13 protein-coding genes are annotated in these 12,685 nt (G+C 71.6%); 6 read left to right on the top strand and 7 right to left on the bottom strand.

Annotation, left to right across the window (positions count from 1 at the left end):
* Positions 1–11: 11 nt before the first annotated feature.
* From pucL to ACH4D3_RS02265, 5 genes are all read right to left on the bottom strand, one after another.
* A complete protein-coding gene (gene pucL, locus ACH4D3_RS02285; RefSeq protein ID WP_398315442.1) occupies positions 12–947 on the bottom strand; it encodes a factor-independent urate hydroxylase in 936 nt (311 codons plus the stop codon).
* A gap of 7 nt (positions 948–954) precedes the next feature.
* Entirely contained in the window at positions 955–1,356 is a 402-nt protein-coding gene (uraH, locus tag ACH4D3_RS02280) for a hydroxyisourate hydrolase (protein ID WP_398315440.1), read from the bottom strand.
* On the bottom strand, positions 1,353–1,868 hold the full coding sequence (uraD, locus tag ACH4D3_RS02275; protein WP_398315438.1) for a 2-oxo-4-hydroxy-4-carboxy-5-ureidoimidazoline decarboxylase: 516 nt from the start codon (positions 1,866–1,868) through the stop codon (positions 1,353–1,355). The genes uraH and uraD overlap by 4 nt, the downstream gene beginning before the upstream one ends.
* 149 nt (positions 1,869–2,017) lie before the next feature.
* Positions 2,018–2,386, bottom strand: a complete 369-nt coding sequence (locus ACH4D3_RS02270; RefSeq protein ID WP_115744936.1) for a helix-turn-helix domain-containing protein — start codon at positions 2,384–2,386, stop codon at positions 2,018–2,020.
* The gene (locus ACH4D3_RS02265; protein WP_007445522.1) at positions 2,383–2,649 is read right to left on the bottom strand and encodes a hypothetical protein; all 267 of its coding nucleotides are present in this window, start codon (positions 2,647–2,649) and stop codon (positions 2,383–2,385) included. The genes ACH4D3_RS02270 and ACH4D3_RS02265 overlap by 4 nt, the downstream gene beginning before the upstream one ends.
* Before the next feature lie 142 nt (positions 2,650–2,791).
* On the opposite strand from ACH4D3_RS02265, the gene ACH4D3_RS02260 reads away from it, so the two are divergent.
* The 5 genes from ACH4D3_RS02260 (at position 2,792) to ACH4D3_RS02240 (ending at position 7,688) form a co-directional block, all read left to right on the top strand.
* A complete protein-coding gene (locus tag ACH4D3_RS02260) occupies positions 2,792–3,631 on the top strand; it encodes a TIM barrel protein (RefSeq protein ID WP_398315436.1) in 840 nt (279 codons plus the stop codon).
* Positions 3,632–3,678: 47 nt separating this feature from the next.
* Positions 3,679–4,569 (top strand): 2-hydroxy-3-oxopropionate reductase, encoded by an 891-nt coding sequence (locus tag ACH4D3_RS02255; protein WP_398315434.1) that lies wholly within the window; start codon positions 3,679–3,681, stop codon positions 4,567–4,569.
* Positions 4,570–4,773: 204 nt separating this feature from the next.
* Positions 4,774–6,237 (top strand): catalase, encoded by a 1,464-nt coding sequence (locus ACH4D3_RS02250; RefSeq protein ID WP_398315432.1) that lies wholly within the window; start codon positions 4,774–4,776, stop codon positions 6,235–6,237.
* Positions 6,238–6,679: 442 nt separating this feature from the next.
* Positions 6,680–6,976, top strand: a complete 297-nt coding sequence (locus ACH4D3_RS02245) for a hypothetical protein (RefSeq protein WP_398315430.1) — start codon at positions 6,680–6,682, stop codon at positions 6,974–6,976.
* A gap of 67 nt (positions 6,977–7,043) precedes the next feature.
* A complete protein-coding gene (locus ACH4D3_RS02240) occupies positions 7,044–7,688 on the top strand; it encodes a TIGR04222 domain-containing membrane protein (RefSeq protein WP_398315428.1) in 645 nt (214 codons plus the stop codon).
* A 123-nt stretch (positions 7,689–7,811) separates the two neighbouring features.
* Here the strand turns inward: ACH4D3_RS02240 and gcl are convergent, their stop codons facing one another.
* On the bottom strand, positions 7,812–9,596 hold the full coding sequence (gene gcl / locus ACH4D3_RS02235; protein WP_398315426.1) for a glyoxylate carboligase: 1,785 nt from the start codon (positions 9,594–9,596) through the stop codon (positions 7,812–7,814).
* A gap of 147 nt (positions 9,597–9,743) precedes the next feature.
* Between gcl and ACH4D3_RS02230 the strand changes: the two genes are divergently transcribed.
* Positions 9,744–10,436 (top strand): hypothetical protein, encoded by a 693-nt coding sequence (locus ACH4D3_RS02230; protein WP_398315424.1) that lies wholly within the window; start codon positions 9,744–9,746, stop codon positions 10,434–10,436.
* Positions 10,437–10,444: 8 nt separating this feature from the next.
* Here the strand turns inward: ACH4D3_RS02230 and ACH4D3_RS02225 are convergent, their stop codons facing one another.
* Positions 10,445–12,679, bottom strand: coding sequence for a trypsin-like serine protease (locus ACH4D3_RS02225; RefSeq protein ID WP_398315422.1), 2,235 nt, complete (start codon positions 12,677–12,679; stop codon positions 10,445–10,447).
* Positions 12,680–12,685: the final 6 nt, after the last annotated feature.

The raw sequence follows: 12,685 nt of genomic DNA, 5'->3' as shown, positions 1-12,685 counted from the left end.
CGCGTCCCGCGTCAGAGGTTGGTCATGTCGACCGGGATGAGTTGCTCGGCGCCGTCGCGCAGGATGGTGGCCTCGATCAGGCCGTAGGGGCGGTCGGCGGCGTAGTACACGGCGCCGTCCTTGGCGTCGTTGTCGATCCCGAAGGGCGACAGGTCCGAGCGGAAGTGGTGCTTGTTGGGCATCGAGAAGCGGATCTCGTCGACCTCGTCGCGGGAGTTGAGCACCCGCACACCCATCTCGAAGAGGGTCTGCTGGAGCGAGTACGAGTAGGTCTCGGCGAACGCCTGGAGCGCGTGCTTGCGCACCCCGCCGTAGGAGCGGTCCCAGTCGGGGGCGTGCGAGTCGATGCCGTCCCAGTTGTGCCGCCACCAGGTGGAGACGGTGGTGGCGAGGATGCGGTCGTGGTCCTCGGGGAGGGTCGTGTACTTGTCCTTGAGGAAGCCGAAGAACTCGGAGTTGGTCGAGTTCAGGACGGTGAGGTCCTTGAAGCCGGAGAGCACCTGGATGCCGTGGCCGTCGTAGGTGATCTGCGCGACGCGGGTCTCCTGGCCGGTGCGGACGAAGGAGTGCGCGATCTCCTCCGCGCCGACGAAGCGGGCGCCGCCCTTGGAGGTCTCGATCCGCTCCCAGCCGTACTCCTCGACGCGAATGCGGGCTTGGTGGATCGGCTCGTTGTTGTCCACGAAGTGGCGGGCGAGCTTGACGCCGAGGTCCTCGGCGCTCTCGATGCCGTGCTCCTTGGCGAAGGCGAACACCGTGTTCTTGGTGGTGTCGGTCGGCAGGACGTTGGCGTTGGAACCGCTGCGGTGGACCTCCTCCATGTCGCCGGACAGGGCGACGGAGACGTTCAGGTCCTTGATGTGGTGCGTGTCGCCGTCGCGCGTGATCTTGACGACGCGGTTCTCTGCCTTGCCGTACTGGTTCTGTCCCAGGACGAAACGGGTCATGTGTCGGTCAGCTCCCTCGGTAAACGGAGTAGCCGAACGGGTTGAGCAGCAGCGGAACGTGGTAGTGCTCGCCGGGCACCACCGCGAAGGTGATGGTGACCTCGGGGAAGAACACGGGCCGGCCGTTCTCGCTGTCCCGGAGCGCGGGGGCGTCCTGCTGGGCCGCGGCTTGTTTCTTGGCGAAGTACGTCTCGGTGTCGAAGTCGAGCCGTACGTGGGTGGTGCCCTCCGGCAGGGCCGGGAGGTCCTTGCACCGGCCGTCGGCGTCGGTCGCGGAGCCGCCGAGTGCCCGCCAGTCCGCATCACGGCCGGTACGGGCGGCGAGGCGGACGGCGACGTCCCCGGCGGGGCGGCCGACGCTGGTGTCCAGGATGTGCGTGGACACGGAGGCGGTGGTGCTGGTGCTCATGGTCGGGCGTCCTGTTCGACGAGTCGGGTCAGGCGGATGCGGTTGATCTTCCCCAGTTCGGTGCGGACGATCTCCCGCTCCTGCTCGGGCGAGTTGCCGATCCGCTCCTTCACCGCGTCCCGCATCTGCTCACCGGTCCGGCCGGTGGCGCAGATCAGAAAGACGTGGCCGAACTTCTCCTGGTAGGCCAGGTTCAGTTCGAGCATCTCCGCCTTGAGTTCCTCGGCGGCACCGGCCATGCCCGCCTGTTCGCGGGACGAGGTCGGATCGCCCGGCTTGGGCCGGCCGATCGGCGGGTGCCCGGCCATCGCCTCGGCGAGGTCCTCGGCGGTCAGTTCGGCCATGGCGGCGTCGCCGGCGGCGTACAGCTCCTCAAGGGTGGCGAAGGGGCGGGCGGCGAGCAGGTGCCGGGCCCACGCCGTGGCGGCGCACGCCTCGTGGAGTTCCGCGAGTGCCGCGGTCTCCTCAAGGGTGTTGAAGCGGGCCAGGCCCGTCGCGGAAGTGGACGTCACGGGAGCCTCCGTGGCCTTGTGCTGAGCGGGCGTGCCGATAGCTAACGCCCTCGGAAACAAGCCGTCAACACTTTGTTGAAAATTCGGGGTCGGAAAAGCCGCCGCCCGGTTACCGGACGGCGGCTGGTGGTGCGGGGGAACCGTGCAGGTCAGGTGCCCTTCTCGCGGTTGAGGTAGTTGTACACGGTGAAGCGGCTGACGCCGAGGGCGCTCGCGACGGTCTCCACGCCGTGCCGTACGGCGAAGGCGCCGCGCGCCTCCAGGGCCCGGACGACCTCCTGCTTGGTGCGGCGGTCCAGGTCGGCCAGCGGCCTGCCCCGGCGGCGCTCCATGGCGGCCAGGATGTGGTCGAGGGAGTCGGCGAGCTGGGGCAGGCGCACGGCGACGACGTCGGCGCCCTCCCAGGAGAGCACGACGTCCTCGAGACCCGCCTCGTCCGGCGGCAGCATCTCGCCGCCCATGGCGTCGACCAGGGGCTTGACGGCCGCGATGAACGGCTCCTCGGCCGGGCCGGTCACCGCTCGCCCTCCGCTTCGGCGCCCTCTCCGACCACGTTGACCTGGAGCGAGATCCGGGTCGCACCCGCCTCCAGGGAACGGCGCAGCAGCGCGTCCACGGCGGTGAGCACCTGGTCGGCGCCGCCCTCGGCGGTGTTGCCGAAGGGGCCGACGTCCACCGCGTCCAGTTCGGCCGCCTCGACGACCTCCCGGGCCACCACCGCGTGGGCGGGCGCCTCGTCCAGGTCGAAGGGTTCGGTCGTGAACTCCACTCTCAATCGCACGCGGTCAACCTAACGCGGGGTGACCGCTTTGCACCGCCCCCCTCTTGACAACAGCCACGCTCCACCGGCAATCTTCCATTACGCAGAAACGAACTTCCGTAATGCGGAACATCGATCGAAACGGAAGGGAGCGCGGCACCCGATGGGCTTCGCAGATCAGCGCTTCAACGTCAACCTGTCGATCCTCTTCACGGAACTCCCGCTCCTGGAGCGTCCCGCGGCCGCCGCCGCGGCCGGCTTCACCGCGGTCGAGCTGTGGTGGCCCTGGACCGACTCGCCCACCCCCGAGCAGTCCGAGCTCGACGCCCTCAAGTCGGCGATCGAGGACGCGGGCGTCCGGCTCACCGGGCTGAACTTCTACGCCGGGCAGCTGCCCGGCCCCGACCGGGGCGCGCTGTCGCTCCCCGGCGAGGAGTCGGACCGGTTCCGCGCCAACATCGACGTGGCCGCCGACTTCGCCGCGTCGCTCGGCTGCACGGCCCTCAACGCCCTGTACGGCAACCGCGTCGACGGCGTGGACCCGGCCGAGCAGGACCGGCTCGCGCTGGAGAACCTGGTCCTCGCCGCCCGCGCGGCCGACCGGATCGGCGCGGTCCTGCTGATCGAGGCGCTCAACGCGCCCGAGTCGCCGCGGTACCCGCTGGTGTCGGCGCCGGCCGCGATCGAGGTCGTGGACAAGGTCAACGAGGCCACCGGTCTCGGCAACGCCAAGTTCCTCATGGACCTCTACCACCTGTCCATGAACGGCGAGGACCTGCCGCGGGTGATCGACGCGTACGCCGCGAGGACCGGCCACGTCCAGATCGCCGACAACCCGGGCCGCGGCGCCCCCGGCACGGGCTCCCTCCCGCTGGAGGACCTGCTCGACCGGCTGAGGAAGGCCGGGTACGACGGCTGGGTCGGCCTGGAGTACAAGCCCGGCGACGACCCCAGCGCCCAGTCCTTCTCCTGGCTGCCGGCCGAGGCCCGCGCGGCCCGCTGAGCGCCACCCGCAGAACTCTTCAGAGATTTTCCAGAGAGGTACCCATCATGAGCACGCTCCCCAAGGTCGCCTGGGTCGGTCTCGGCATCATGGGCTCCCCCATGTCCGAGAACCTGATCAAGGCGGGTTACCAGGTCACCGGCTTCACCCTGGAGCAGGAGAAGCTGGACCGCCTGTCCGCCGCCGGCGGCAGCGCGGCCGGCTCGATCGCCGAGGCCGTCCGCGACGCCGACGTGATCATCACCATGGTGCCCGCGTCGCCGCAGGTCGAGGCCATCGCCTACGGCCCCGACGGCATCCTGGAGAACGCGAAGTCCGGTGCGCTGCTGATCGACATGTCCTCGATCACCCCGCAGACCTCGGTGGACCTCGCCGAGGCGGCGAAGGACAAGGGCATCCGCGTCCTGGACGCCCCCGTCTCCGGCGGCGAGGCCGGCGCGATCGAGGCCGTGCTGTCCATCATGGTCGGCGGCGAGCAGGCCGAGTTCGACGAGGCCAAGCCGCTCCTGGAGGCGCTCGGCAAGACCATCGTGCTGTGCGGTCCGCACGGCTCGGGCCAGACCGTGAAGGCCGCCAACCAGCTGATCGTCGCCGTGAACATCCAGGCGTGCGCCGAGGCCGTGGTCTTCCTGGAGAAGTCCGGCGTGGACCTGAAGGCCGCCCTGGACGTCCTGGGCGGCGGCCTGGCCGGCTCGACCGTGCTGACGCGGAAGAAGGACAACTTCCTGGGCCGCGACTTCAAGCCGGGCTTCCGCATCGACCTGCACCACAAGGACATGGGCATCGTCACCGACGCCGCCCGCAACGTGGGCGCCGCGCTGCCGGTGGGCGCCGTGGTGGCCCAGCTGGTCGCCTCGCTGCGCGCCCAGGGCGACGGCGGCCTGGACCACTCGGCGCTGCTGCGCGCCGTGGAGCGCCTGTCCGGCGGCCGGGTCTGACCGTCGTACCGGCCCCATGAGACCTCCGGGCGGCGCGGTCGCTGACACCTGTCATGTCGCGCCCGAGCGGCGGCGCCGCCCGGAACCCACTTCAACAAACTGTTGACGTGCCACAGTCCCAAATCTAGGCTCCACGAAGCGGAAACGAGTTTCCACTAGATGTTTCCGCTGAACCCTCGTCTGCAAGGCCACGGAAGGTCCACGATGTCGCAGCGCGTGCTCACCACCGAGTCCGGCGCCCCGGTCGCCGACAACCAGAACTCCGCTTCCGCCGGCATCGGCGGCCCCCTCCTGATCCAGGACCAGCACCTCATCGAGAAGCTCGCCCGCTTCAACCGCGAGCGCATCCCGGAGCGCGTGGTGCACGCCCGCGGCTCGGGCGCCTACGGCCACTTCGAGGTGACCGACGACGTCAGCGGCTTCACGCACGCCGACTTCCTGGACACGGTCGGCAAGCGCACCGAGGTCTTCCTGCGCTTCTCCACGGTGGCCGACTCGCTCGGCGGCGCGGACGCGGTCCGCGACCCGCGCGGCTTCGCGCTGAAGTTCTACACCGAGGAGGGCAACTACGACCTCGTCGGCAACAACACCCCGGTGTTCTTCATCAAGGACCCGATCAAGTTCCCGGACTTCATCCACTCGCAGAAGCGCGACCCGTTCACCGGCCGTCAGGAGCCGGACAACGTCTTCGACTTCTGGGCCCACTCCCCCGAGGCCACGCACCAGGTCACCTGGCTGATGGGCGACCGCGGCATCCCGGCGTCGTACCGGCACATGGACGGCTTCGGCTCGCACACCTACCAGTGGACGAACGCCAAGGGCGAGTCCTTCTTCGTCAAGTACCACTTCAAGACGGACCAGGGCATCCGCTGCCTGACCGCCGACGAGGCCGCGAAGCTCGCGGGCGAGGACCCGACCTCGCACCAGACGGACCTGGTGCAGGCGATCGAGCGGGGCGTGTACCCGTCCTGGACGCTGCACGTGCAGCTGATGCCGGTGGCCGAGGCGGCGAACTACCGCTTCAACCCGTTCGACGTGACCAAGGTGTGGCCGCACGCCGACTACCCGCTCAGGCGGGTCGGCCGGCTGGTGCTCGACCGCAACCCGGACAACGTCTTCGCGGAGGTCGAGCAGGCCGCGTTCTCCCCGAACAACTTCGTCCCGGGCATCGGCCCCTCCCCCGACAAGATGCTCCAGGGCCGCCTGTTCGCCTACGCGGACGCGCACCGCTACCGCCTGGGCGTCAACCACACCCAGCTCGCGGTGAACGCCCCGAAGGCCGTGCCCGGCGGCGCCGCCAACTACGGCCGCGACGGCCTGATGGCGGCCAACCCGCAGGGCCGGTACGCCAAGAACTACGAGCCGAACTCCTACGACGGCCCGGCCGAGACCGGCACGCCGCTGGCCGCCCCGCTCGCGGTGTCCGGCCACACCGGCACGCACGAGGCGCCGCTGCACACCAAGGACGACCACTTCGTGCAGGCCGGCGCGCTGTACCGGCTGATGAGCGAGGACGAGAAGCAGCGCCTGGTGGCGAACCTCGCCGGCGGTCTGTCCCAGGTCTCGCGGGGCGACGTCGTGGAGAAGAACCTCGCGCACTTCCACGCGGCCGACCCCGAGTACGGCAAGCGCGTGCAGGAGGCGGTCCGCGCCCTGCGCGAGGACTGACCCACCGGCTCGCGCACGGGACCCGGCGGGGAGGCCGGGACCGTGCGCGCGGCCCGCGCAGGCACCGAAGCGGCCCGGATGAGGGGTGACCGCCAGGTGCCGGCGCGGGCAGGGCGAGGACCGCGGCGGCCTGCGAGCCAGTGCGGTGGTGAAGGGCGGGGACGTTCCTCCTACGACCTGAGGGGAGGAGCCGTTCCGGCCCGTCGCACCGTCGCGGTCCCAGCCACCCGCCTCTCGTGATCGAGAGGCCCCACATACTCCGTCCGGCGGCGCGAACGACCTGTCGCGCCCAGCCTCGCGCCGCCGGACGGGCACCACGTGAAGACGCCTCGCACCGAGAACCTTCACCGGCCGGGCAGCGCCGGATGCGGACGGTCCCGCATCCGGCGCTGCCCGGCGTTCACCGGGTGCGGATTCGCCTCCCGCGCAGCAGCCTGGAGGCATGGCAACCGCACACCCGCCCGAGCATCCGCACATCGTCGTCCACTCCCCCGCCCTCGACGGCTCCCGCCGGGTCACCTCGGGCGAGGAGACCCTGGGTGTCGCCTCGCACGTCGACGACGTGGCCGAACTGCTGCGGCTGGCCGACCTGTACGTGACCGACGTCGAGTCGAGCGACCTGGTCGAGTGGCAGGGCGGCGGCCCGGAGGACTGGCCGGGGCTGCACGAACACCACGAGCACCACCAACGCCATGAGCCCCACGAGCACCATGAGCGCCACGAGCACCGCGGTGACTGAACGCGCGTAGGAGTCACCCGCAGCGGGCACAACCCCGGCACAGCACGGGGCGCACGGGGGTGGTGTCGTGGACGCCGGCACGGAGATCGGGTGGGAGCCGCACGAGGTCGCGCTGCTGGGCGGCGGGCCGCGGGCCGCCGTCACGGTGGCGGTGGTCGCCCTGCATCTGCTGGGCGCCGTGGAGACCGGCCCGGGCAGGACGCTGTGCGCGGCGGGCCCGGAGCCGGAGGGACTGGGGCCGTTCGAGGGGACCGTCCTGGACTGTCTGCGCGAGCCGCTCACCGCCCGCGAGCTGGTCCGGCACGCCGACGTGCGCCTGGCCCTGGCCCTGACGCGCATCCCGCTCGCGGAGGACGGACTGCTGACCCACCCCTGGCTCAGGCCCACCCGGGGCGCCCGCCGGCGGGTGGCGTTCTGGCGGGAGCGGCATCCGCTGCCGGCGGTCAGGCACGGGCTGACGGACGAGGACACGCTGCTCGCGGTCGCCCTGCACGGTGATGCCGCCCTGCGCCTGCTGCTGCCCCGCTTCGCGCTGCGGACCGGGCTGATGGACCCGGGCGCACCGGCCGACGGGGTGCGCTTCTCGCTGGGCCGGGGCAGGTTCCTGAGGTGGCGCGACGAGTACGAGGACTCGGTCTCGGGCGACGGGGGCGGCACGGGCCACGGGGACCACTCGGGCGGCTGCGGCTCGGGGGGCGGCGGCTCGGACTGAGCGCGCACACATGGGGCCCGCACACATGTGGGGTCCGCACACATGGGGCCCGTACACAGGTGAGAGCGGCCCGTCCCCCCGAGGAGAGGGACGGGCCGCTCTCGGCCCTCGGCGCCCGGTCCGTCAGACCTTCAGCGTCCTGACCGCGGTCGGGGCGTGGCCCGGCTCCGTGGCCACCTCCTCGAACTCCACCACGTTGGAGATGTCGTTGGTGCCCGACATGGAGATGTTGGTGACGCGCTCCAGGATCGCCTCGACGACGACCGGCACCCGGTGCTCGGCGGCGAGCTTCTTGGCCTGCTCCAGGGCCGCGCCCAGCTCGTTCGGGTCGGTCACCCGGATCGCCCGGCAGCCCAGGCCCTCGGCGACCTTGACGTGGTCGACGCCGTAGACGCCCAGCTCGGGCGAGTTGATGTTCTCGAACTCCAGGTTGACCTGGAAGTCGATGTCGAACGCCCGCTGCGCCTGGCGGATCAGGCCCAGGTAGGAGTTGTTCACCAGGACGTGCACGTACGGGATCCTGTGCTGCGCGCCGACGGCCAGCTCCTCCAGCATGAACTGGAAGTCGTAGTCGCCGGAGAGCGCCACGACCTGGGCGTCCGGGTCGGCCTTGGCGACACCGAGGGCGGCCGGGACGGTCCAGCCGAGCGGTCCCGCCTGGCCGCAGTTGATCCAGTGCCGCGGCCGGTAGACGTGCAGCATCTGGGCGCCGGCGATCTGCGAGAGGCCGATGGTGGAGACGTACCGGGTCTCCGGGCCGAAGGCCTTGTTCATCTCCTCGTAGACGCGCTGCGGCTTGATCGGGATGTCGTCGAAGTGTGTACGGCGCTGGAGGGTGGCCCTGCGCTCCTGTGCGGAGGCGGCCCACGCGGAGCGGTCGGGCAGCTTGCCGGCCGCCTTCAGCTCGCGCGCGACCTCGACGAACAGCTCCAGGGCCGCCTTGGCGTCGGAGGCGATGCCGTAGTCCGGGGCGAAGATCTTGCCGATCTGGGTCGGCTCGACGTCGACGTGGACGAACTTCCGCCCGGCGGTGTAGACGTCCAGCCTGCCGGTGTGGCGGTTGGCCCAGCGGTTGCCGATGCCGAGGACGAAGTCGGACTCCAGGAAGGTCGCGTTGCCGTAGCGGTGCGAGGTCTGCAGCCCGACCATGCCGGCGTTCAGCTCGTGGTCGTCGGGCAGCAGGCCCCAGCCCATCAGGGTCGGCACGACCGGGGTGCCGGTCAGCTCGGCGAACTCCACGAGCAGGTCGGCGGCGTCGGCGTTGATGACACCGCCGCCGGCCACGATCAGCGGCCGCTCGGCGGCGTTGAGCAGGCCGATCGCCTTCTCGATCTGGGCGCGGGTGGCGGTGGGCCGGTAGACCGGGAGCGGCTCGTAGGTCTCCGGGTCGAACTCGATCTCGGTCGTCTGGACGTCGATCGGCAGGTCGATCAGGACCGGTCCCGGACGGCCGGAGCGCATCAGGTGGAACGCCTGCTGGAAGACGCCGGGGACCTGCGCGGCCTCCAGGACGGTGACCGCCATCTTCGTCACCGGCTTGGCGATCGAGGCGATGTCGACGGCCTGGAAGTCCTCCTTGTGGATCACGGCGGTCGGTGCCTGGCCGGTGATGCACAGGATCGGGATCGAGTCGCCGGTCGCCGAGTAGAGACCGGTGATCATGTCGGTGCCGGCCGGGCCCGAGGTGCCGATGCAGACGCCGATGTTGCCGGGGTGGGTGCGGGTGTAGCCCTCGGCCATGTGCGAGGCACCCTCGACGTGACGGGCGAGGGTGTGCTGGACGCCGCCGGACGCCTTGAGCGCCGCGTAGAAGGGGTTGATCGCCGCACCGGGCACACCGAACGCGTCGGTGACGCCCTCGCGCTTGAGGATCTCAACTGCCGCTCGGGCAGCGGTCATACGAGCCATCGAGTACTCCTGATCCGGCTGTCGGATTCGCACTCCCGTCGCGCCCCGCGGTGAGCTTCTTCCGTAGCAACTTCCGTATAGCGAAATTTGTTTTCTACGATCTGGAAGTAATGTAAGTGGGCAGCCGAGGGCCGTCAAGAGAGGACGATGGGGGTCATGTCCGAGACCATCTCGGTGTGCTGCACCGCCTGCGGGCGGCGGCACCGCTACACGGCACCGTCCTACCCCTGTGTGTGCGGGGCGCCCGTCGCCCCGGAGCTGGACCCGGGCGGGGCCGCCACCGCGGTCACCCGGCGGGCCTGGGACGAGGAGTGGATCGGGGTGCGCTGCGCGGCCTGCGGGACCGAGAGCCGGTGGCCGCGGCCGGAGCTGGGCTGCCCCTGCGGGACGGTGCTGTGCGTGCCGGTGGACCCCACGGCCGCGGGCCGGTCCGGACGCACTCCGGGGTCACGGGTCCCGGCGCACCGGGCCGTGCCGATCCGTACCGCCCGCGACGCGGTCACGGCCGCCGTGCTGTACCTGCGCGGCCTCGGCCACCGGGACGTGCGCCGCGCGGACCAGCGCCCGCTGTCGGGCATCGGGCTGGCCGCGCCCGGCCTCGTCGTCCAGGTGGATCCGACGGTGGGCCCGGCCTCGGTGCGGGACGTGGAGTGCCTGTGGCTGACGGCCATGGCGGAATCCGCGCGGGGCGTGTACTTCTCGCTCGCCGGGTACGCCGAGGACGCCCGGGTCCGCGGCGACCTGCTGGACGTCGCGCTGTTCGTGCTCGACCCGTCGGGCGTGCCGCGCCCGGCGAACGCGCCGGCCGTGGCGCTGGACGCCACGGCCGGCCCGGACTGACGCGGCGACTACCGCGCCGCGAACCCGAAGGTGGTGCCGGAGGCGGGGAGACCGCCCTGTCCCGGCTGGTAGGCGGTGACCTCGGCGTTGGGCTCGCCGAGGGTCACGTTGGACATCGGCAGGGCGTACAGCGCGCCGGTGCTGGTCGGACCGTAGGGCATGCCCACGTACAGGTGGGTGCCGGTGAAGTGAAGGCTGGAGCCGAGGCGCTGGTTCGCGCCCGGAGTCCCGGGGACACCGTCGCCGTCACCGGACTCGATCCACTTGTCGCTCGCGCCGGGCGAACCGAGCAGCGAGAAGACCTGCACCGCCCCGGCACTGGCCGTCGAGCCGACGGCCTCGTCCGGGATGCCGACGGCCAGCTTCATGGTCGCCGCGGTGCTCACCGCGCGCGGTGCGGTGTTGACGGCGGTGAGGGTGGAGCCGAAGTGGTCGCCGGCCTCGGAGGCGCCGGAGACGTCGTCGTCGTTGGTGCCGCCGTAGATGCCGCCGTGGATCTGGACGAAGCTGCCGTCCGCGGTGACCCGGAAGACGTAGACACTGCCCGCCTCCGCCTTGGTGGTACCGCCGAGGTCCAGGCCCTCGCCCGGCGAACCGACCGCGAGCAGCGACTCGTCGGCCCGCGCCGCGCCCTCGGGGCGGTACGGGGCCAGCGCCAGGGCCGCGCCGAAGCGGTCGCCCTTCTCGGCACCGCCCGAGACCGTGTCCAGGTCCTGGTCGAGGCCGAACAGCGCGGTGGGCCGCTTCTCACTGTTGAGGGTGTGCGAGAAGACCACGGCGAGGCCCGCTCCGTCGTCACCGGCGATGTTCTCGTCGGGGGCGCCGATCACGAGGTGGTTGGCGTCCGCGGCGAGCGTCTCACCGAAGCCGTCGTTCGCCTCGACGACGCCGGGCACGTCCAGCCTGTTCTGGTGGACGCCCACGTTGGTGCCGCCCCGGACGTAGTAGACCTGGCCGGCCTTGGCGACGGAGCCGAGCCCCTCGCCCGGGACGCCTATGGCGAGGAACGGCTCGCCGGTGGCGGTGGTACCGGCCGCGAGGGCCTGTCCCATCAGGTCGCCGGTCTCCGACGCGGAGGCGCCGATGGTCCCGTCCCCGGCCCCCTGCTCGAAGTGGGTGGCCTTGGTCACCGAGGTGCCGAGGCCGCCCCGGCCGCCGTACAGGACGTCGACCATGCCGGCGTCGACGGCCTCGCCGAGGTTCTCGCGCGGAGTGCCGACCGCGAGGTCGCTGCAGCCGTCCTCGTCGTAGTCGACGACGGCCAGCGCCGTACCGAACTGGTCGTTGCCCTCGGAGCCGCCCGGGACCCAGTCGAGGTCCTGGGTGATCTCGGCGGTGCCCTTGCCGCCGCCGTAGACGATCCTGACCAGGCCCGCCTTGGCGTGTGTGTCGACGTCGGCCATCGGGTCGGCGACGGCGACGTCCTCCACTCCGTCGCAGTTGAAGTCGGTGATCCGGTTGGCGCCGGTCTTGGACGCCACCCAGGAGCCGAGGTCGTCGACGCGGCTGACGACGCCGCCGGTGCGCGTCTCGGCGGCGTCGATGCCGAAGCAACCGCCCTGGTAGGAGCGGCTGCCCAGGGCGGCCAGCCGCTGGGTGCCGTCCGCGGTGCGCACCAGCGGGCCGCCGGTGTCGCCCATGCACGCGGCCGCGCCGTCCTGGCCGGTCACCGTCGCGCTGGTGGCGTCGGACGCGTCCACCGAGAAGACGCCGGTGTGCAGGTTCAGCGGCGCCCACTCGGACGCGCTGCGGCCGTACCCGGCGAGCGTCAGCTCCTCGCCGGCGGTGGGGGCGGTGGTGGCCAGGGCGAGCGGGGTGACGTTGGTGACCGGGCGGTTCAGCCGGGCCAGGACCACGTCACGGTCGGTGCGCGGCACCAGCTCCACGACCTTGCGGACGGCGCCCCCCGTGCCGGTGAGGTCGGCGCGGCCGATGGTCGCGGTGGTGGCCAGGGCGGGCTTGCCCGGGGGCACGGCGAGGCTCTCGGCGGGGTTGTCGGCGAAGCAGCTGGCGGCGGTCAGCAGCCACTCGGTGTCGATCAGGACGCCGGAGCAGCCGCGGTCGTGGTCGCCGATCACCAGTTGGGCGGTGTACGCGTGAGTGGTGTCGGAGTCGGCCGCGGCGGGGCCGGTGACGGAGACGGCCGGTGACGCCGTCATGAGCGCGGAGCCCGCGGCCAGGACGACCGCGAGTGCGGCGAAGCGTATCGATCCGGTGGGACCCACTGGTCTCGCGCGGTGCACGAATAA

Origin of the sequence: Streptomyces sp. NPDC018026 (assembly GCF_044327745.1) — a bacterium.
GTDB lineage: Bacteria > Actinomycetota > Actinomycetes > Streptomycetales > Streptomycetaceae > Streptomyces > Streptomyces rubrogriseus.
The sequence above is the reverse complement of the archived record's forward strand: the minus strand, read 5'-3'. Positions and strand labels throughout refer to the sequence as shown.

Coding starts and splice junctions, on each gene's coding strand:
- pucL (WP_398315442.1), bottom strand. CDS start 947: ATGACCCGTTTCGTCCTGGGACAGAACCAGTACGGCAAGGCAGAGAAC.
- uraH (WP_398315440.1), bottom strand. CDS start 1,356: ATGAGCACCAGCACCACCGCCTCCGTGTCCACGCACATCCTGGACACC.
- ACH4D3_RS02260 (WP_398315436.1), top strand. CDS start 2,792: ATGGGCTTCGCAGATCAGCGCTTCAACGTCAACCTGTCGATCCTCTTC.
- ACH4D3_RS02255 (WP_398315434.1), top strand. CDS start 3,679: ATGAGCACGCTCCCCAAGGTCGCCTGGGTCGGTCTCGGCATCATGGGC.
- ACH4D3_RS02250 (WP_398315432.1), top strand. CDS start 4,774: ATGTCGCAGCGCGTGCTCACCACCGAGTCCGGCGCCCCGGTCGCCGAC.
- ACH4D3_RS02245 (WP_398315430.1), top strand. CDS start 6,680: ATGGCAACCGCACACCCGCCCGAGCATCCGCACATCGTCGTCCACTCC.
- gcl (WP_398315426.1), bottom strand. CDS start 9,596: ATGGCTCGTATGACCGCTGCCCGAGCGGCAGTTGAGATCCTCAAGCGC.
- ACH4D3_RS02230 (WP_398315424.1), top strand. CDS start 9,744: ATGGGGGTCATGTCCGAGACCATCTCGGTGTGCTGCACCGCCTGCGGG.